General features: G+C 72.2%; 15 protein-coding genes. 12 read left to right on the top strand and 3 right to left on the bottom strand.

The genetic code is table 11. From position 1 onward, the window contains the following. The first annotated feature begins 1,153 nt into the window (after window positions 1–1,153). The 6 genes from ACFWJB_RS18485 (at window position 1,154) to ACFWJB_RS18460 (ending at window position 8,346) form a co-directional block, all read left to right on the top strand. Window positions 1,154–2,446 carry a globin domain-containing protein gene (locus ACFWJB_RS18485; protein WP_385462569.1) on the top strand — a complete coding sequence of 431 codons (1,293 nt, stop codon included), beginning with the start codon at window positions 1,154–1,156 and terminating at the stop codon, window positions 2,444–2,446. Continuing rightward, entirely contained in the window at window positions 2,443–3,114 is a 672-nt protein-coding gene (locus tag ACFWJB_RS18480) for a pyridoxamine 5'-phosphate oxidase family protein (RefSeq protein ID WP_385462566.1), read from the top strand. Before ACFWJB_RS18485 ends, ACFWJB_RS18480 begins: the two co-directional genes overlap by 4 nt. A gap of 315 nt (window positions 3,115–3,429) precedes the next feature. Further along, complete coding sequence (locus ACFWJB_RS18475; RefSeq protein ID WP_386923347.1) at window positions 3,430–4,587, top strand: M23 family metallopeptidase; 1,158 nt, start codon at window positions 3,430–3,432, stop codon at window positions 4,585–4,587. A 170-nt stretch (window positions 4,588–4,757) separates the two neighbouring features. Continuing rightward, on the top strand, window positions 4,758–5,336 hold the full coding sequence (locus ACFWJB_RS18470) for a GNAT family N-acetyltransferase (protein ID WP_386923444.1): 579 nt from the start codon (window positions 4,758–4,760) through the stop codon (window positions 5,334–5,336). 105 nt (window positions 5,337–5,441) lie between these two features. Continuing rightward, a complete protein-coding gene (locus ACFWJB_RS18465; RefSeq protein ID WP_386923346.1) occupies window positions 5,442–5,831 on the top strand; it encodes a DUF6193 family natural product biosynthesis protein in 390 nt (129 codons plus the stop codon). A 397-nt stretch (window positions 5,832–6,228) separates the two neighbouring features. After that, window positions 6,229–8,346 carry an FG-GAP-like repeat-containing protein gene (locus tag ACFWJB_RS18460; RefSeq protein WP_386923345.1) on the top strand — a complete coding sequence of 706 codons (2,118 nt, stop codon included), beginning with the start codon at window positions 6,229–6,231 and terminating at the stop codon, window positions 8,344–8,346. Window positions 8,347–8,450: 104 nt separating this feature from the next. Here ACFWJB_RS18460 and ACFWJB_RS18455 read toward each other — a convergent pair whose 3' ends face one another. Next, window positions 8,451–8,861, bottom strand: coding sequence for a VOC family protein (locus ACFWJB_RS18455; RefSeq protein WP_386923343.1), 411 nt, complete (start codon window positions 8,859–8,861; stop codon window positions 8,451–8,453). A gap of 228 nt (window positions 8,862–9,089) precedes the next feature. On the opposite strand from ACFWJB_RS18455, the gene ACFWJB_RS18450 reads away from it, so the two are divergent. The 4 genes from ACFWJB_RS18450 (at window position 9,090) to ACFWJB_RS18435 (ending at window position 13,205) form a co-directional block, all read left to right on the top strand. Continuing rightward, window positions 9,090–9,626: an ArsR/SmtB family transcription factor gene (locus ACFWJB_RS18450; protein WP_386923341.1), complete on the top strand. Its 537-nt coding sequence runs from the start codon at window positions 9,090–9,092 to the stop codon at window positions 9,624–9,626. Next, window positions 9,623–10,924 carry an MFS transporter gene (locus ACFWJB_RS18445; protein ID WP_386923339.1) on the top strand — a complete coding sequence of 434 codons (1,302 nt, stop codon included), beginning with the start codon at window positions 9,623–9,625 and terminating at the stop codon, window positions 10,922–10,924. The genes ACFWJB_RS18450 and ACFWJB_RS18445 overlap by 4 nt, the downstream gene beginning before the upstream one ends. Window positions 10,925–11,076: 152 nt before the next feature. Next, a complete protein-coding gene (locus ACFWJB_RS18440) occupies window positions 11,077–12,057 on the top strand; it encodes a hypothetical protein (RefSeq protein ID WP_386923337.1) in 981 nt (326 codons plus the stop codon). Window positions 12,058–12,215: 158 nt separating this feature from the next. Then, the gene (locus ACFWJB_RS18435; RefSeq protein WP_386923335.1) at window positions 12,216–13,205 is read left to right on the top strand and encodes an intradiol ring-cleavage dioxygenase; all 990 of its coding nucleotides are present in this window, start codon (window positions 12,216–12,218) and stop codon (window positions 13,203–13,205) included. A gap of 236 nt (window positions 13,206–13,441) precedes the next feature. Here ACFWJB_RS18435 and ACFWJB_RS18430 read toward each other — a convergent pair whose 3' ends face one another. Further along, window positions 13,442–13,975, bottom strand: coding sequence for a 2'-5' RNA ligase family protein (locus tag ACFWJB_RS18430; protein ID WP_386923333.1), 534 nt, complete (start codon window positions 13,973–13,975; stop codon window positions 13,442–13,444). A 106-nt stretch (window positions 13,976–14,081) separates the two neighbouring features. Here ACFWJB_RS18430 and ACFWJB_RS18425 point away from each other — a divergent pair, with 106 nt between their 5' ends. Next, window positions 14,082–14,990, top strand: a complete 909-nt coding sequence (locus ACFWJB_RS18425) for an NAD-dependent protein deacetylase (RefSeq protein ID WP_386923331.1) — start codon at window positions 14,082–14,084, stop codon at window positions 14,988–14,990. Window positions 14,991–15,040: 50 nt separating this feature from the next. Here ACFWJB_RS18425 and ACFWJB_RS18420 read toward each other — a convergent pair whose 3' ends face one another. Continuing rightward, window positions 15,041–16,054 carry a LacI family DNA-binding transcriptional regulator gene (locus ACFWJB_RS18420; protein WP_386923329.1) on the bottom strand — a complete coding sequence of 338 codons (1,014 nt, stop codon included), beginning with the start codon at window positions 16,052–16,054 and terminating at the stop codon, window positions 15,041–15,043. A gap of 333 nt (window positions 16,055–16,387) precedes the next feature. Between ACFWJB_RS18420 and ACFWJB_RS18415 the strand changes: the two genes are divergently transcribed. Further along, on the top strand, window positions 16,388–18,154 hold the full coding sequence (locus ACFWJB_RS18415; RefSeq protein ID WP_386923442.1) for a beta-galactosidase family protein: 1,767 nt from the start codon (window positions 16,388–16,390) through the stop codon (window positions 18,152–18,154). The last annotated feature ends 21 nt before the right edge of the window (window positions 18,155–18,175 follow it).

The following is an 18,175-nucleotide window of genomic DNA, read 5'->3' as shown; positions in this document are numbered from 1 at the left end:
TCAGGCCTTCGTCCTCGTCTCGCTGACATGCCTGGACGGCGGCGCTGCTTCCCCTTCCTCGGGAGCTCCGGGGGAATCCGGCACCGAACCAAAACCGTCGGGCACTGCTTGAATCGGCCTCACGGCCTCCGCGGCAGCGCACGTGCGCTGTTGCCCCCCCCCGGAACTCCACGAAGAGACCTGTCCACGCCCTGGCGTCGACTCCGCGTCTCGCCGAAGTCGTGTCGACTCCCACCGCCGCCGGGCTGATCACCCTTGTGGTGACGCCGGTTCGAGGTCTCTGCGAGGTCGAGTGGGTCCGGTGATGCCGGATCCATTTGCGGAGCCTCTTCCCATACGTGACGCAGCAACCCGGCCAGGACAAACAATGCGCAAGTCGGCCGAGATGCTCCGTCGGGTCACCCGGATTCAGGGTGCCGGAGCCCGGATGGCACGACGACGCGCGGAGCGGGCGTGCGCGGTACTCCCTGCCTGTGCAGCGAACGGACGTTGACCTACCGTTCGGTAACCCCCATGGATGGTTCCGCCGAACCCTCCTGGATCGTTCGGCGCCGTCTTCGGACGCTAAGGTGACGGGCGCCTGACGGTTGCCCGTCCCAGGCAGCCGGGCTGTCAGCGTACGCATCTGCACACATGCGCGTGGCTCTCGGCGGTTTTGGTCCAATGTCCCACGACGTCGCACCGCTTGGGCCGAGGGTGCCGACGTGGAGAGAAGAAGGTACGTGAGTTCCATGCACAGCGCTCCCCGGCGCACTGGCGTCACCCGTCTCGAACCCATGCCGCATGGTGGCGTGGTCGATACCGAAAGCCGTCACGCCGTACCGGTGCAAGAGCGCCCGGCGATCCCGCGTTTCGTCCTGGGCCCCGCCCTCAGGGTTACGTCCCCGGCCCGGGCCGCTTCGGGTAGACCTCGCCCGGCACCGGGGAGTGCGCGAAGAGAGCGCTGCGACCCGCACGCCCCGGGCCTCCTGTTCGCCGCGCAGGGACTCGCCATGCGGGGATTCGCCACGCACGGCTTCGCCGCGCGGGGACGAGCAGCGCGCGAGGGAGGCGGAGGGGTTCGAACCTCGCAGGAAGCGCCCGGTCTCCGGGTCCGTGCAGCTTCGGCGACGGAACAGGTCTGGGGTGGACGGTGACGGGCAGGTTCGATTCCATGCACCTGACCTCTCACCCCGACAGACCGAGCGCGCCGGCGGACGGCTGGAGCGGGCCCGGCACGGCCCGCCCGGTCTTCCCGGCGGCGCCCGGTCACATCGCAGCCGCCCCGCCCCCTGTGAGTGCCGAGGACGTCGCGCTGATACGGGCCAGCCTGACCGGTTTCACCCCTCATGTCTCCGAGCTGGCCGCGCACTTCTACAGCATCCTGTTCGCGCGTTACCCGCAGGTCAGGGACATGTTTCCGGCGGAGCTCGATGTCCAGCGGGAACGTCTGGTGCGCGCACTGCTGCGCATCGTGGAACTGGTCGACGACACCGACAACCTCATAGCGTTCTGCTCCCGTCTGGGACGCGGCCACCGCAAGTTCGGCACGCAGAGCGCCCACTACCCTGCCGTCGGTGAATGCCTGCTGCAGGCCCTCTCCGACTTCGCGGGCCCGGCCTGGAACCCGGCGCTGGCGACCGCATGGCAGCGCGCCTACACGGCGGCCGCGGACGTGATGGTCCGGGCCGCGGAGGAGGACGCCCTCGACCGTCCGGCCGTGTGGGACGCGCACATCGTCGGGCACGTGCACCGCGGACATGGAATCGCCGAGATCACCGTCCAGCCGCACCAGCCGTACCCGTTCGTGGCGGGCCAGTACGTGAGCGTCGAAACGCCGTGGGCACCGAGACTGTGGCGCCAGTACTCCCCCGCGCACGCCCCACGACCCAGTCACGAGCTGACGTTCCACATACGTGCCGTACGTGGAGGACAGGTCAGCAACGCGCTCGTCCACCACGCCCGTCCGGGAGACCCCGTCCGGCTCGGCCCGCCGGAAGGCGCCATGGTCCTGCGCCCGACCCGCCAGCGGGACCTGCTCTTCGTGGCCGGCGGCACCGGCCTTGCCCCGATTCGCGCACTGATCGAGGAAGCGGCCCGGGACGGCATCGGCAACTCACGTGAGGTCAGTCTGTTCATCGGCGCCAGAACGGCGGACGAACTGTACGGACTCGATGACATGCTGCGCATGTCCCAGCGCTACCACTGGCTCCGCGTCCGGGCAGCGGTCTCCCACGAGCGCATCGCGGGCCTGGAGGGCACGCTGCCCGAGGTGCTGGCGGAGTTCGGCCCCTGGTACCGGCACGAGGCGTACCTGTGCGGCCCGCCGCAAATGCTGGGCGAGGCCGTGCAGGCCCTGCGGCGCCACGGTGTCCCGCCTCGACACATCCACTACGACCCTTGGGACACCCCCGTACTGACCGCCCCGTTGGGGCCGCCTCCGTCCGACGAGGAGACCGACCTGTGAACGGCCACGAAATGCCAGGCTCCTCCGGAGAACGCCTGCTGCAGCAGCAGCTCGGCACCGCCGACCGGGCGGCCGCCTTCTACGACCGTCAGGTGCACCCCTACCTGACCCCCGCCATGAGGGAGTTCATAGCCCGGCAGAGCATGGTGTTCCTGTCGACCGCGGACTCCCGGGGAGCCTGCGACGCCAGCTTCCGCGCCGGGCCGCAGGGCTTCTGCGTCTCCCCCGACGACCTCTCGCTGATGTACCCCGAATACCGGGGCAACGGCGTTCTGGCCAGTGCGGGCAACATGACCGAGAACCCCCAGCTCGGCATGCTCTTCATGGACTTCACCCACGACCACATAGGGCTGCACGTGAACGGCACGGTCCGGCTGTACGCGGACCACGAGATCCGCGCGTGGTACCCGCAGCTGCCGGCCGAGACCGCGCCCGGCCGCCAGCCGCACCTGTGGGTGCACCTCACCGTCGAGGAAGCCTACGTCCACTGCTCCAAGCACATCCCCCACCTCGAGCCGGCCCCACGCCCCCGCTCGACGACGGACCGGAACCGCCCCAAGGACAGCGCGTACTTCCCGGAGTCCGCCCCTGCCCACCAGGCCTCCGAACTGGTCGACGCCGAAGCGGGCCGCACCTCGTGGCGAGACCACCTGCGTCTCCGCCCCTGATCCCTTCCCGTCGGTCCGGCGGCACCATCATTTCCGGCCTACCGCTACGTGGCTGCCGGAACCCGGCTGTCGGCGCCCCCTGAGGGCGGCCCCTCGACCGGGGCCGCCCCCACGCCCGCGGCTCCGCCCGCCCGCACCCGTGCGCCGGCCGCCCGCGCTGTCGTGCGGGGCATCGGCTGCGCCTCATCGGGCAGTTGGCCATGCCCTTTCGGCCGGTGACGCCCCGTCAGTGGCCCCTTAGCGTGTGCCCGTGAGCCGATACACCCCGCCTGCATCACGTCCCGCCGTGGCACCTTCATGAAGCCGGCCCAGCACGTGACCGAGGACGGGGAAAACCCGACTTACCCCACCACGACGGATTCGGCCGCCGCCGATTCCACGCTCGGACCGGTGGAGGACGCGTCACCCGCCGAGGAACGGGACGTTCGCGCGCCCGCACGCCGTCGGCGGGGCCCGGGTCCCTTCACTCTGATCGTCCTGCCCGCACTGGTGACGTCCACCGGGGTCGTCGCCTTCCTCGCCCTGAGCGGCAACCTCGGCACGGTCCTGGCACCGGACTCGGAGCCGGGCCGCTCGGACGTCAGCAATGTGGACGGCTCCTACGTGCCCTGGCTGCGCAGGGCGACCGCGGACTGCGCGGGCGTCACGCCCGCACTCCTCGCCGCGCACGTCGATCAGCTCTCCGGGTGGCAGGACGACAGTGCGAGCCTCTCCGAGCAGGGCATCGCACGCTTCACGGACGCCGGCTGGAAGGCCTGGGGCCGGGACGACGACGGCAACGGCAGGTCTTCGCCCCACGATGCGGTGGACGCCATCATGGCGCTGGGGCGGCAGGACTGCTCCCTGGCGGAGAAGGTGACCGCCCTCCGCACGGAGGGCGCCGTCAGCGGCGACGTCGCCGACCTCACGCTCGCCGCGTACACGGCCGGCCTGGACGAGGTCAGAAAGGCCGGCAAGGTCCCCGCCTCGGCCCGCGCGTTCGTGCTCGGAGTCAAGCAGCGGCTGCCGCGTTACGACGCCCTGGTCTCGCAGAATCCCGAACAGGACGGCGCCCAGGTCTCCGGCGCGCTGCTGAGGCCGCCCGTCACCACGCTCACCGTCACCTCGCCGTTCGGTTCACGCGTCCACCCGCTGACCAAGGTCACCAAGCTCCACACCGGCATCGACTTCGGCGCGCCGGAAGGGGCCCAGGTGTCCGCGTCGCGGGAGGGTCGGGTCGAGTTCGCCGCCATGACCTCGGCCTACGGCTACCGCGTCGTGATCGACCACGGCACGATCCAGGGGAAGCGGCTGGAGACCACCTACAGCCACCTGTCCGTCCTCCAGGTGAGCGCCGGCCAGAGCGTGAGCAGCGGCTCCCCTGTCGGGCTCGTCGGCTCGACGGGGCTGTCCACCGGCCCGCATCTCCACTACGAGGTCCTTCTGGACGGCCAGTACACGGACCCGGAGGCCTGGCTCACCAGCGGCGGCTGAGCCCGCCCGAAGGCATGGACGGCCTGGCTGAGGGAGCGCGCCGTACCCTGCGGGTCGTGCCGCACAGGCTGCGCCTCGTCGCGGACCCGTCTGCCGACCGCCGAGAAAACCCATTGCGAGTGACCCGCATGCGGATGTCTGATGGGTCGGCCGCCGACCAGGGAGTGAACATGAGGGCGTCGCTGCCCGTCCCCTCGTTGCACACCGCTCGTCTCCGACTGCGTGCCTTCGAAGACACGGATGCGAACGACCTCTTCGCACTGCAGAGCAGCGCCCACGTTCTTCGTTACTGGGACTCACCACCGTGGACCGAACGTTCGCGCGCCGAGGAGTTCATCGCTGCCTGCCGGCGGATGGAACGGGAGGGCACAGGGGCACGGATGGCCGTGGATCGTGTCTCCGACGGGGCGTTCATCGGCTGGTGCACCCTGAGCGGTTGGAATCCGGACTTCCGCAGCGCGTCGCTCGGTTACTGCTACGACGACACGACGTGGGGCCAGGGCTACGCGACCGAGGCCGCGCGCGCTCTGCTCGGGTGGGCGTTCGACACGCTGGACCTGAACCGCGTCCAAGCCGAGGCCGATACACGCAATGTGGCTTCTGCCCGCGTGCTGGAGAAGCTCGGCTTCGTGCGTGAGGGGACGTTGCGGGAGGACTGCGTCGTCAACGGCGACGTATCCGACTCGTGGATCTACGGACTGCTCAGGCGGGAGTGGCAGCCGTCGCCCGAGCCGGCCCCCGTCCTCTGAGCTTCCGTCGCGCTGGGACTTGAGCAGGGACGCCGAAGCCTCTCTCGCGTCGGGCTGTTCGTCGTTCCGGGTGGCCATGCCGCGTCCGTCGTGCACGCTGGTGATGTGAATACGGATGCAACGCGCGACACGGTCGTCGAAGCAGGCTGGCAGGCGGTACGAGACGACGGGCGTGTACGGGTGGAACTGCTGGCAGCGGCCTGCGCCGAGCCGCGCCTGCGGCGACTGTTCCCCTGGACCGGGATGGGAGAGCTCCACTTCAGCCGGTGCACCGAATGGCCGTGGACCTGGGACATCCCCTACATCCAGCCCGCCGCCGGCGGCACCTACTGGGTTTCCGGCCCTCGGCGAAGCGAGACGGTCGGCCCCGCGGCAACCGCGCAGGAGGCCGTCGCCATGGTGGTCCGGCGTCTTCCGGCGGGGTGCGGCCCTGCCTTCCTGGGCACCGCGGAAGAGCTCGCGGCTCAGGAAGCGGCGCAACAGCCGCGATCGTGAGAGGCTTCCACGGCATCTTCACGTTGGGCGGAGTGCTCTTCAACGCGTGGGACCGACGCGCGGGCGAGCCCCGGACCCGCGCGAGTGCCCCTGCACCCTGCAACTGCCGCCGAACTCGGCGATCTTCACGTACAGTGCGGTGCTGAGGGCGTCCCGCGTTCTCGTTCGTCACGCAACGGAACCGACGCCTTCTCCGCGTCCGTGAAGAGGCGACCCTTCCGCGCCGTCCGTGTCGCGGTCGACGCGCACCTCGACCGTCCCGTAGACCATCATCGTTTCCTCGGCCCTGCCGTGGAGGAGTCCCGCGACCTGGAGACTCCTTCGGGCCGCTGATCACCCTTTCCGTACAGAACAGATAGGAACCTCTGTGACCGGAAGATCCCCTCGTTCCGCCTGGATGACGGGAATAGTCACCCTCGGCGCCGTCGCCGGACTGCTCGCCACCGCGATCCCCGCGAACGCGGTGGTAGGCGCCGCCGTCACCGACGCCTCGTACGCGTTCACCGCGGACCTGCGCATCGGTGAGGGCGACCGGACACGAGCCTGCACGGGCGCGCTCATCGACGCGCAATGGGTCCTCACGGCCGCCGCGTGCTTCGCCGCCGACCCGGTGGCGGGCGGCACGGTCACCGCGGGCAGGCCCGCCCTGAAGACGGTGGCGACCGTCGGCCGCAACGACCTCGCGGGCACCGGTGGCCATGTCAGCGAGGTCGTCGAGCTGGTGCCGCGCGAGGGCACCGATCTCGTGCTGGCCCGGCTCGGCGCCCCGGCGACCGGCGTCGCACCGGTCCCGGTGGCCGCCACGCCCGTGGCCGAGGGCGAGGTCCTGAAGGCGGCGGGCTTCGGCCGTACGAAGAGCGAGTGGCGCCCCGACAAGCTGCACGCCGCCACCTTCGGCGTGGAGAGCGTCACGAGCGGGACCCTGTCCCTCTCGGGCGCCACCGCCGACGACGCGATCTGCGCGGGCGACACCGGCGGCCCGCTCCTGCGCCGGAAGTCCGACGGCGGCTTCGAGCTGGTCGGCATCAACACCCGGTCCTGGCAGGGTGGTTGCTTCGGATCGTCCGAGACGCGTACGGGCGCTGTGGCGACCCGCACGGACGGCATGAGCTTCGGCTCGGCCCTCACGGCCGGCCAGACCCTGCGGACGGGCGACGTCCTGGTGTCGGCCTCCGCCCGGGTGGCCATGCGCGCCGACGGCAACCTGGTCGTCACGTCCGTCGCGGGCAAGGACCTGTGGTCCACGGGCACGTCCGGCAACGCGGGCGCGACGGCCCACTTCGGCGCGGACGGCGATCTCGTCGTCCGCGACGCCGCGGGCACCACGACTCTGTGGCGGTCCGGTACCAGCGCGACCGGCGGCAGAGCGGCCCTCCTGGACTCCGGCGACTTCGTCATCCGCGACGCGTCCGGTACCGCCGTGTGGTCCAGCAACACCGCCGTCCGCGGCGACCTCGACCACGACGGCCGCAGCGACATGTCGGCCTGGTACGTCTTCCCGCAGGGCACGGACGCCACGTACAGCTTCTCCGGCAAGCCCGACGGCAGCCTCGGCGGCTACAAGAAGACGTACACCTCGGCCGTGGGCCAGTGGGGCAACGAGCACATGAAGCGGGCCACCGGCGACTTCAACGGTGACGGTCGCGCCGACTTCACGGCGATCCAGGGCTACGGCGACAGCAGCGTCAAGCTGTTCATCGCGCTCGGCAAGGAGGACGGCACCTACAGCGAGCCGGCCAAGGCGTGGGAGGTGGTCCCGAACCACGTCACCTTCCACGAGAGCTACATGACCCCGCTGGCCGGCGACTTCAACGGCGACGGCTACGACGACGTGGCGATCTGGAACGTGGACAGGACCACGGGCGTCACCAAGCTGTGGACGCTGACGTCGAACGGCAGCGGTGGCGTCGTACGGCTGATCCCGTCCGAGTGGTCGGGCCCCAAGGGCACTTGGCTGGCCTCCCGCTCCAAGTTCGTGACCGGCGACTTCAACGGCGACGGCCGCGACGAGGTGGGCCTGCTCTACGGCCAGGGCGACAACAGCATCAGGACGTACGTCTTCCCCACCACACCGGCCGGTGTCTTCACCACCCCGGCGACCTGGTGGACCGGCCCGGCGGCCACCACGTACGACTGGAACCGCGCCCACCCGCGCACCGGCGACTTCGACGGCGACCGCCGCGACGACCTGATGTTCTGGTACGACCACACCGACGGCACGGACACGGTCCGGACCCTTCTCTCCACGGGCACCGCCTTCGGTCCCGCGCCGAAGCTCACCCTGAGCGGCAGCCTCGACGTCTCGTCGATGCAGCTGGTGGCCGGCGACTACAACGGCGACGGGCGCGACGACCTCGGCGCCATGTACGGCGACTCGTCCACCGGCATCGTCCGCCTGTGGACCTGGACGGCCGAGCCCGACGCCATGTTCAACGGCGCCCTCCTGGGCTGGGAGTCCGCACCGAACAGCTTCGTGTACGGCCAGACGCACTTCATGCACCCGTACTACGTCTGACTGCAACTCACACGTCCGCAGGCCCGGCTCGCTCCCACGCGGCCGGGCCTGCGGCCGCTCCGGAGCCGCCGGGCCGGATCGACGCCCGGGGCGGCAGGCGCGGCCTACGAGTTGGACCAGGCGCGGGTGGACAGCACCAGCAGATAGCCGTCGGGGTCCCGGAGAGTCACACCCCAGGTGTCCCAGTACGGATTGTGAGCCGGCACTCTCTTCCCGCCGTGCCGCTCGAGCCGCCCCACCAGGGAGTCGGGCACCGGTTCGCCCAGGTAGACGACCAGGAGGTCTTCGGGGGTCGGCCGCGGCTCCACGGGAGCCGCGGGATCGTGAACGAGTTCCAGGTGCCAGCCGGCGTCGGGCCAGCCGACCATGAGCAGTGAGCTCTCTCCCGGGGTGCCGTCCGCCGCATGCCGGTACAGGACGTCGAGGCCGAGGCCCGAGACCCAGAAGTGTTCCGCTGCTCGGAGGTCGCGTGAGGGCCGAGCCATGCGGATGTGAGCTGTGCCGTCAGCCGGCATCGTCGTACCTCCTGATCGGGGCGGGCCCGGCGGGAGCCGGCGGCCGCGTCCGGGGCCATGGACGGCAGCGAGCTTAGAGATCAAGTGACCGGGTGCCATCGGGCGCTGGTCCTAGTCCCGGCCACCGAGAACCCGGCGGCCCAGGACCGCAGTTGGGACACACCCCCTGGGCGACCCCGTTCGCCAATCCCCTTGCGCAATGGTCAAGAATCGTTGACCATTGCTCGCATGTCTACCAGCGACCTTCCCGAGACGTTTCACGTCACCACTGACGAGCAGCTGCGCGCCGTCTCCAATCTCACGCGCCACCGGATCATGGCCGTACTCCGTTTCGAGCCCGCGACGATCACGCAGATCGCCGAGCGCGTGGGCCTGGCGAAGGGGAGTTCCAGCTATCACGTACGGCTCCTTGAGCGGGCCGGCCTGGTGAAGGTCGTCCGGACACGGAAGGTGCGGGGTGTCACCGAGCGGTACTACGCGATGGCCGCCCGGTCGATCGCGCTGCCGGATCCGGGCGAGGGCGGGCCGGATGTGCTGATGCGTCACGCGGTGGCGGACCTGGAGGCGTCCCCGGTGGACGAGCGGCACGTAAGGATGGCACATCTGCGTCTCACCGAGGAGCAGTTCGCGCAGCTGGCGGCGCGGCTGCAGGCCCTGGCGGACGAGTACCGGGAGCTGTCGGACCCGTCGCTGCCGGACGTGTCGCTCGCCTTCGCGCTGTTCCGGCCGGCGCCGCGCGAGCAGGCGGACGGAGGCTCCAGGTGACCGAGGGGACCAGGAAGCTGCCGACCGGGTTCGGACGGCTGTGGGCCGCGCAGACGGTCTCCTCGCTGGGTGACGGGGTGACGCATGCCGCGCTGCCGCTGCTCGCGCTGACGTTGACGCGGGATCCGATGGCGCTCGCCGTCGTCACAGCCATGGGGACGCTGCCGTGGTTACTCTTCGGGGTGCTCGGCGGTGCGCTGGTGGACCGCTGGGACCGGCGGCGCACGATGTGGGTGGCGGACACGGCACGTGCGGTCCTGCTCGGGATACCCGCGGCGGCGGCCGTGCTCGACGTGCTGAGCATCCCACTGCTCGCGGCCGTCGCCTTCCTGCTCGGTCTCGGCGGGCTCTTCTTCGACACGGCCGCCACGGCCTATCTGCCGCAGCTGCTCGACCGCGACCCCGAACTCCTGGAGCGCGCCAACTCCCGCCTGCGCGGCGCCCAGACCGCCATGTCCGGCTTCGCGGGGCCGCCCGCGGGCAGTGCGCTGCTCGCGCTCGGGCGGACGTTCCCGCTGCTCGCCGACGCGGTGTCGTTCATGCTCTCCGCACTGCTCGTACGTACGCTGCCCGCCCTGTCCCGGCCCGTGCCGGAGGTGCGCGAGTCCCTGCTGCGGCAGGCGCGGGCCGGGGCCTCGTACGTCTTCCGGGACCGGGTGCTGCTCGGGCTGGCGCTCCGCCCGGCGGTCGGGAACGTCGCCTTCCTCGCCGTGGAGACCGTCCTCGCCCTCTTCGCGCACGACCGTCTCGGCATCGACACCTACGGCTTCGGCCTGCTCCTCACGGCGGAGGCCACCGGCGGCCTGCTCGGCGCGGGCATCGCCTCCTACCTCGGCCGACGTCTCGGCACCGGCACCGCACTGACCTGCACAGCCACCGTCGAGGGTCTTGCCATCCTGGGCCTGGCCGCTGCTCCGAACCCGTACGCGGCCGGGCTGGCGCTCGCCGTCTGCGGGGCCGGCATGGGCGCCACGATGGTGCTCGGGCCGTCCCTCCGGCAGGCGATCGTCCCGGCGCACCTCATGGGCCGGGTCGCCTCCACCTCCCGCATGCTGGCCATGTGCGCCGCCCCGGTCGGGGCCTTCCTCGGCGGCTGGCTGGCCACCACCTATGACATCCGCACCCCGCTCTACGCCGCCGCGGGCCTCCTCCTGGCGATGACGGCCGTCACGGCATCCATGACCAGCAACCGCCGGGTCGAAGCGGCGCTGCGTGCCGCCACCCCGGCCGGGGATCCGGATCACCCGACGGACAGGACTCCCGCTCAGGAGAGTGCCCCCGCGGGGCGCAACGAGTGACCCAGGGGGACGGTGCGTGAGCAGCCCTGTGCGAGGTGGTCCGCAGGGTGGAGGGCGATTCAGACCAGCGGGGGAGCCGGGTGCGCCCGGCGGCTGATGCGGAGGGACGCACGGACGCCGGAGCATTGGGATGGCCGGCGGAGGGAGACGTGGTGGAGCGCTGGGACCGGATCGGGCGTGCGGCGGCGTACGGGGCGGCGGCGGCCCTCGTGCCGTATCTCGTGATCAAGGTGTCGTGGGTGGTCGGTTCGTTACTGGGGCTGTTGCCGGTCGGGCAGGGGTTCAGCCTGGGCGGGTGGCTGGTGCTCAACACCGTCACGATCGGTATGGCTGCGGCCGGCATCACGCTGGGCCTGGCGCTGGTGCGGCCGTGGGGGATGCGGATCCCCGGCCGGCTCTTGGGATTCTTCGCCTGGATCGGGTCGGGGTTCCTGGTGTCGATCCTGCCGTACGTGGTCGTCAGCGCGTTCGTGACCCCCGACGCGGGCGGTTCGAACGACTCGGGGAGTGACGCGTCGATGCCGGGCTGGGAAGCGGTGCTGCTCCAGTGCAGCTTCGTGGGTACCGGGATCGCACTGGCCGTCGCGCTTCCCGCCTGTCTCTGGCGACGCCGGCCCGACATGCTGCGCCGGCCGGACCCACCCCGCACACGCTCCTCCGCCGGATCGCTGTGGCCTGCGCTGACCGGTGCCGTGACCGGCCTGGCCTGGCTCTACTGGGCGGTGGGCGGTTCCCTGGGCATCGCGCACCGCGATGAGCGGCCGGCCGGCTGGCATGTGCTGGTCGGGGTCAGCGCGTGCTGGGCTCTCGCGGCGTCCACCGCCGTACTGGCCATCGCACGACGCCGGCCGGCCCGGCTGCCGTATCCGCTTCTGCTCGCGTCGGCGTGGCTGGGATCGGGCTCGATGTTCGCCTGGAGCGGCTGGAGGCTACCGGCCACGGTGTACGTGGCGCTGGCGCATCCGAGTGACGTCAGCTACCCGGAGAACGTCGCGGTCGCCGTGGCGCTGCACGCCACGGCCGTACTGGCGGGGGCGGGGATCATGGGAACGCTGCTACGCGGCGACCGCGGGCGGGCGAGCGTGGCCGACGATGAGCAGCGGTCCGCCGAGCGAGTGGGGCGGCGCCCGTGAACCGGCGGGCCGGCGGTCACCACTGAGAACGTCCCTCCGACGCGCCGGGCTCAGCGGCCGTGGCGGTCCTTCACCAGACCGCTACCGGCCATAGGTTGGCGCGTTGGGGACGGGTGTTTCACATCAGGATCACAGACAGCGTTCCTACTGTCGTGCGCATGCCTAGACCCTCTCACGACGAGCCCGACAACGCCCTCGTCTCCAGACTCGTGTCCCGCCGCCGCATGCTGGCCCTGGGCGGCGCGGCCGGCGCCGGCGCCCTCAGCTGGGCGGGCGCCGGAGCGAGCGCCGCCGACCGGAACGCCGCCGGCGCCGGCACTCTCGACTCGGTGAAGGCGGCCGCCGCCGAGACCGGCGCCTGCATGTCGCTGACCACGGAGCAGATCGAGGGCCCCTACTACATCGACTACGAACTCTTCCGGCGGAACGTGGTCGAGGACCGCAGCGGAATCCCGCTCCTCCTCGTCCTCCGTGCGGTGGACAGCGCGACCTGCAGGCCCATCCGCGACTCGGCCGTCGAGATCTGGCACTGCGACGCGTCCGGTGTCTACTCCGGCTACACCGAGATGGGCAACGGCGGTGGTGGCGGTATGCCTCCCGGTCCGCCGCCCTCGGGTACGCCGACGGCGCCTCCGGACGGCACGCAGGGCCCAGGCGGTCCGGGCGGCGGCGGGGGCGGTCACGCGACCCCGACCGACGACCTCACCTGGCTGCGCGGCATCCAGATGACCGACCACCAGGGCTTCGTCACCTTCCGGACCGTCTTCCCCGGCTGGTACGCCGGCCGTGCCGTCCACATCCACACCAAGGTGCACAGCGGCGGCTCGCGGACCTCCGACGGCTACACCGGCGGACGCACCTGTCACACCGGGCAGTTCTACTTCTCCGAGGACTCGGTGAAGGCCACCGTGGACGTCGCCCCCTACTCGGCGAACACCGCCGCACGGACGACCCTCGACGAGGACTCGATCTACCCGGGAACCGGCACACAGGGAGGTCTGCTCAAGCTCGTCCACGACAAGAGGCACATCGAGCGCGGCGTCATCGGCCACATCACGATGGCCGTCGACCCCGGCGCCACGAACGACGGCGCGGGCGCACCCGGCGGCGGTCCCGTCCCCACCGGCTCCCCGTCCCCCTCCGCCTGACACAACGACGTCGGTACCTGAGCTGCCCGGACGGCGTTCGACGTCCGGGCAGCCGTCGTTCCCGCCCACCGTTCCGCCCCTCGGCCCGGGCAGGACCGACAGTGCGGTGTCCGCGATGTTCCGCACCGTCTGCGGGTCCAGGCCACTCTTCGCCGGCGGCGGCTGCCCCCGGGCCCGAACGACGGCCGGTGGTGCGCGTCCGGTTCCCCCGGGGCCGGCCCGGCGGCCGGGGCCTCTCAGGGGCGGGGCCCCAGCACCTCCAGCGTGCCGGTCTCGGTGTCGTAGCTGCGCAGGGTGACGAGCCGGACCGTCAGCGGCGGCGCCGGCAGCAGTTCGGGGATCCGCCGGCCGGCGAACGCGCCTGCCCGCCGGGTACGGCCGAGGGTGACGTGCGGGCTCCAGCGCCCCGGTTCGTGGAACGGGCTGAGGGCCCCGGACGGACTGTCCGAGGCCACCGCCTCCCACACTTGGCGGTGCAGGCGGGCCAGCGTGGAGTCGAGGTCCAGGGCCCAGGCGAGTACCGAGGTGGGCCGCTCGAAGCGGACGACGCCGGTGAACCGCACCGGCAGCGGCAGGGCCGCGGCCACCTCGGCGAGCTCCCAGCGGATCGGGGCGGTCAGTTCCGGGCAGGCGGCCAGGGTGAGGTGCGGCCTGTTGGTCGGCGACCGGTGGCGTGCCTGACTCGGCAGCCCGGCCTCCGCGAGCCGCCGCCAGGCATCCCGGACCGCCAGCTCCGCCGCCTCGTCCAACAGGAGCTCAACCGTACGCACCGCCGCAGCCTACCGGCGCGACCAGGGGGAACCGCGGTTCCGGCTCGGGGGACGCCCGCAGCGGTCGGCCGGGGCGGCCGGGCGGGCCGTTCCGTACCCTGGCGGCATGCGTATGCGCCCCACTCTGAGCTGGACCCCCACCGAGGACCTGCCGCCGGGCACCGTGGACCCGGAGCCGGTCGTCGACGCGCTGGGCGCCGGCGGTGTGCTGGTGCTCAGCGGGGCGGGCATCTCCACGGAGTCGGGCATCCCCGACTACCGGGGCGAAGGGGGGAGCCTGAGCCGGCACACCCCGATGACCTACCAGGACTTCACCGGTTCGGCCCAGGCCCGGCGCCGGTACTGGGCGCGCAGCCACCTCGGCTGGCGTACGTTCGGCCGTGCGCTGCCGAACGCCGGGCACCGGGCCGTGGCCGCGTTCGGGCGGCACGGGCTGCTCTCGGGGGTGATCACGCAGAACGTCGACGGTCTGCACCAGGCCGCCGGCAGCGAGGACGTCGTGGAGCTCCACGGCAGCCTGGGCCGGGTCGTCTGCCTCTCCTGCGGGACCCTCAGCCCGCGCCACGAGCTCGCCCGGCGGCTGGAGGCGGCCAACGCGGGCTTCGCACCGGTGGCCGCAGGCATCAACCCGGACGGTGACGCCGACCTCACCGACGAGCAGGTCGGGGACTTCCGCGTGGTGCCCTGCGCGGCGTGCGGCGGAATCCTCAAACCGGACGTCGTCTTCTTCGGCGAGACGGTCCCGCCGCAGCGCGTCGAGCACTGCCGGCGGCTGGTCCGCGAGGCGGCCTCGCTGCTGGTCCTGGGCTCCTCGCTGACGGTGATGTCCGGGCTCCGCTTCGTCCGCCAGGCGGCCCAGGACGGGAAGCCGGTCCTCATCGTCAACCGGGACCCGACCAGGGGCGACCGGCACGCCCTCACCCGGGTCGCCCTCCCGCTGGGAGCGGCCCTCACCACCGTGGCCGGTCGTCTGGGCGTTCCCCTCGACGGCCTGGGAGCCGACGGCGGCCGGTGACCGGTGGAACCGGCCGGACCGGGCGCCGTACGTGCGCCGCCCCGGACTCGCTAGGAGGCCGGGGGCCGGTCCGCCCGGAGCGGGGGCGGCGGTGCCGTGCTGGCACGCACGACCAGCGCCGGCTCGACGGACGCCGGCTCGGGCGCGGCGTCCGGGTCCGCGATGTGCCGCAGCAGGTGGGCGACCGCCAGCGCGCCCATCTCCGTGAACGGTTGGGCGACCGTGGTCAGCGAGGGTGAGCAGTACTCGGCCAGCGCGATGTCGTCCACGCCGACGACGGAGATGTCCTCGGGCACCCGCCTGCCGAGCTCGTGCAGGGCGCGGATCACGCCGAAGGCCATCTCGTCGCTCGCCACGAACACGGCGGTGGCGTCGGGGATCTTGCCCAGGATCAGCCCGTTGCGGTAACCGGACTCGGGTGTCCAGTCGCCCTCCAGCACGGGTGGCGCGGTCAGGCCCGCGGCCTCCAGGGTGTCGCGCCAGCCGGCGCAGCGGCTCGCGGCGTCGAGCCACTCCTTCGGCCCGGCGACATGCCACACGCCGCGGTGCCCGAGCTCGATCAGGTGCCGGGTCGCCAGCCGGGCCGCGAGGGTCTGGTCGACGGCGACGACCTCCGTCGCCGGGGTCCGCGACCCGTCCACGGTGACGGTCGGCACCGCGCCGGTGAGCTGCTCGATCCGCGGACTGACGTGGACCAGCGGAACGGACAGGATGACCCCCTCGACGCCCTGTTCCGCCAGGCGGGACAGGGCGTCCTCGATCGCGGCCGTGTCCAGCGACGCGGTGGTCGCGGTGCTGACCGTGTAGCCGGCCTTCCGTGCCGCCGTCTCGATGCCGAAGGTCAGGTTGGTGCGCGAGTAGAAGTTGGTCTGGAGGGTCACGACGCCGAGCGTCCGGCTGCGCCCCGAGGACAGCACGCGTGCCGCGTTGTTCTTGCGGTAGCCGAGCTGCTCGACGGCGGCGAGCACCTTGGCGCGGGTCTTCGCCTTGACGTTGGGATGGCCGGCCAGCGTCCGGGACACCGTCTGCGCGGACACGCCGGCGAGCCGGGCCACGTCGGTCATGCCGGGCTGGCGTGCGGTGCCGTCGCCCGCCGCACGTCCCCGTGTGAGTGCCCCACCGGCTTCCGGTGTTTCCGCTGCCATCGTCCGCTTCTCCACAAGAACCGCGGCTTCGGCCGCGTCGTCGCAGGTACCGCTGTCGGGCACAGTCTATGCACACCCACACTATTGGCATCGATAACAACGTCTGCCATAGTTCCCGCCAGCGTGCCTGCCACGGCCGAGAGGGAGAGCAGCGTGTCATCGATAACATCGGGTCCCGCGGAGGGCCGGACGACGGACGGCCGGGCGTGCGGTACGCCGTCCGGGGATCCCTCGTCCGCGCCGGGGCCCGTCCTGACCCATCCGCGGGGGACGCTCCTGCGGGCCGGGCGCCCGCACCGGGTGCTGGCCGGGTCACTCCACTACTTCCGCGTCCACCCCGGCCAGTGGGCGGACCGGCTGGAGCGGGTCGCGGCCATGGGGCTCAACACCGTCGACACCTACGTCCCGTGGAACTTCCACGAGCCGCGGCCGGGGCAGTACCGCTTCACCGGTGGACACGACGTCGAGCGGTTCGTCCGGACGGCCCAGGAGACCGGCCTGGACGTGATCGTGCGGCCGGGCCCGTACATCTGCGCCGAGTGGGACAACGGCGGGCTGCCGGTCTGGCTGACCGGCCGTCCCGGCATGCGGCTGCGCTCCTCCCACCCGCCGTACCTCGCGGAGGTCGCGCGCTGGTTCGACCAGCTGATCCCGCGCCTCGCCGCGTTGCAGGCGGGGCGGGGCGGGCCGGTGGTCGCCGTCCAGATCGAGAACGAGTACGGCAGTTACGGCGACGACCGGGGCTACGTCCGCTGGGTGCGGGACGCCCTCGTGGAACGGGGTGTCACGGAGCTGCTCTACACGGCCGACGGCCCCACCGAGCTGATGCAGGACGGCGGCGGCCTGCCGGGGCACCTGGCGGCCGCGACGTTCGGCTCCCACGCCCGCGAGGCGGCCGAGCTGCTGCGTGCGCGCCGCCGCGACGAGCCGTTCGTGTGCGCCGAGTTCTGGAACGGCTGGTTCGACCACTGGGGCGAGAAGCACCACGTCCGGTCCGTGGAGAGCGCGACCCGGACGCTCGACGACATCCTGGACGCCGACGGCTCGGTCAGCTTCTACATGGCGCACGGCGGCACCAACTTCGGTCTGTGGGCCGGTGCCAACCACGACGGCGGCGCTGTCCAGCCGACGGTGACCAGCTACGACTCCGACGCGCCGATCGCCGAACACGGCGCGACGACCCCGAAGTTCCACGCCTTCCGCGAGCGGCTGCTCGCCGCCACGGGGGCGCCGGCCCGCCCGCTGCCGCCCGAGCCGGCCCTGCTGGCCCCCCGCACGGTCCCCGTGCACGCCGAGGCCGGTCTGCTCGATTCGCTGCGCGCCGCGTCCGAGCCGGTGGCCTCCCCGCATCCGCTGAGCTTCGAGGAGCTGGAGCAGGCGTCCGGTCTCGTCCTCTACCGCGCCGAGCCGCTGCTGCCCGGCGGCCGTCACACCCTCACGGTCTCCGGGCTCCACGACCGGGCCCAGGTCTTCCTGGACGGCGCACCGCTCGGCGTCCTCGACCGCGAGACGGCGTCGCTCGACATCACCGGCCGCGGTGAACGGGCGCTGCTGGAGCTGCTGGTGGAGAACCAGGGGCGCGTGAACTACGGTCCGCTGCTCGGCGGGCACAAGGGCATCCTCGGCGGTGTCTCGGTCGGCCGGCGGCTCGTGCACGGCTGGACCATGCACCGGCTGCCGCTCGACACGTGGACGCCCGAGGACCTGGCGCGCGCCGCGTCGGCCGCCGGACCGGACGGCCGCGCGGGATTCGCCACGGCACGGTTCACGGTCCCCGAGCCCGCCGACGCCTTCGTCGCGTTCCCCGGCTTCGTCAAGGGCTTCGTGTGGGTCAACGGCACCCTGCTCGGCCGCTACTGGGAGGTCGGCCCGCAGCACACGCTCTACGTGCCCGCACCCCTGCTCGTGCCCGGCGAGAACACCCTCACCCTGCTGGAGCTCGAGCGGCTGGGCGACCGGATCGAGCTGCGGAAGGGGCCCGAACTGGGTCCCCCCGAGGAGTACGTCGAGACCTTCTGACCCTCCCCCGCCGTCTCCCGT

Source organism: Streptomyces sp. NPDC127100 (assembly GCF_042724095.1).
GTDB lineage: Bacteria > Actinomycetota > Actinomycetes > Streptomycetales > Streptomycetaceae > Streptomyces.
This window is presented reverse-complemented; position numbering and strand designations above follow the sequence as displayed.

Coding starts and splice junctions, on each gene's coding strand:
- ACFWJB_RS18485 (WP_385462569.1), top strand. CDS start 1,154: ATGCACCTGACCTCTCACCCCGACAGACCGAGCGCGCCGGCGGACGGC.
- ACFWJB_RS18470 (WP_386923444.1), top strand. CDS start 4,758: ATGAGGGCGTCGCTGCCCGTCCCCTCGTTGCACACCGCTCGTCTCCGA.
- ACFWJB_RS18460 (WP_386923345.1), top strand. CDS start 6,229: ATGACGGGAATAGTCACCCTCGGCGCCGTCGCCGGACTGCTCGCCACC.
- ACFWJB_RS18455 (WP_386923343.1), bottom strand. CDS start 8,861: ATGCCGGCTGACGGCACAGCTCACATCCGCATGGCTCGGCCCTCACGC.
- ACFWJB_RS18450 (WP_386923341.1), top strand. CDS start 9,090: ATGTCTACCAGCGACCTTCCCGAGACGTTTCACGTCACCACTGACGAG.
- ACFWJB_RS18435 (WP_386923335.1), top strand. CDS start 12,216: ATGCCTAGACCCTCTCACGACGAGCCCGACAACGCCCTCGTCTCCAGA.
- ACFWJB_RS18425 (WP_386923331.1), top strand. CDS start 14,082: ATGCGTATGCGCCCCACTCTGAGCTGGACCCCCACCGAGGACCTGCCG.
- ACFWJB_RS18420 (WP_386923329.1), bottom strand. CDS start 16,054: ATGACCGACGTGGCCCGGCTCGCCGGCGTGTCCGCGCAGACGGTGTCC.